Here is a 798-nt window from a genome sequence, read left to right on the forward strand (position 1 = left end):
GTCGGGAGTATGACGGAGAATACATCGGGTGGCGGCTATATTTATCGCTCGTCAAAGGCGGCACTCAATTCCGTAGTCAAAAGCTTAAGCAATGACTTAACGCCTGACGGTTTTACTGTCCTTGCTTTGCACCCTGGTTGGGTACGCACCACAATGGGTGGGCCAAATGCACTTATAGATGCAGAGACATCAGCTCAAGGGCTAGCACAAGTTATTGACCAAAGCACCGTTGAACACTCTGGTCAATTCATCAATTACGACGGAACTTCGCTTCCTTGGTAAGTATTTTATAAAAAGATGAGAGGTAGGTTAGCTTTATGCTTTCTACTTCTCTGACAACCTTGAATTTCTGAGTTTCCTTTCCAGACTTAGTAAGGCTATCAAACAAATAAGGAGAGTGAGCATGGCTGCGGATAGAGATCTGGTGAATTTTAGTGAAGATCACGAACTCAACTACTGCTTAAGAAGCGCAGGGAAACGTCAAACACAAGCGAATCGCGATGCGTTGGTCGATTTAGGTAAGCAAGTCAAACAAGTCTCGGGAAAACGAGTTCTTACGCAAGATGATGTAAGAGGTGCCATTCAAAATCACGGAGATCTGTTTGAGTAACACCACCACAAACAACAAGCAAAAGCGGCGCTATCATACGCCGCTTTTGTTTAAGAGCTCTTTCGCTTTGAGGCTCCCGCTTTCGATGCCCCACTCTTTGGGTAGCTTCGCTTTTTACGCTTGAACGCCGGACGTTCGACTTTAGGTAAGTGGCGCAGAGAATCCGGTATAGGCCCTGATTTTACTTG

Annotated in this window: 2 protein-coding genes; both read left to right on the plus strand. The window is 45.7% G+C overall.

Annotated features, from left to right (window positions below; genetic code table 11):
• The coding region (locus R7Z77_RS24925) for an SDR family oxidoreductase (protein ID WP_318136991.1) at positions 1-282 on the plus strand (282 nt) is incomplete at its 5' end.
• 121 nt (positions 283-403) lie between these two features.
• A complete protein-coding gene (locus tag R7Z77_RS24930) occupies positions 404-610 on the plus strand; it encodes a hypothetical protein (protein WP_005461782.1) in 207 nt (68 codons plus the stop codon).
• Positions 611-798 lie beyond the last annotated feature (188 nt).

The organism is Vibrio sp. 1401, from assembly GCF_033340295.1.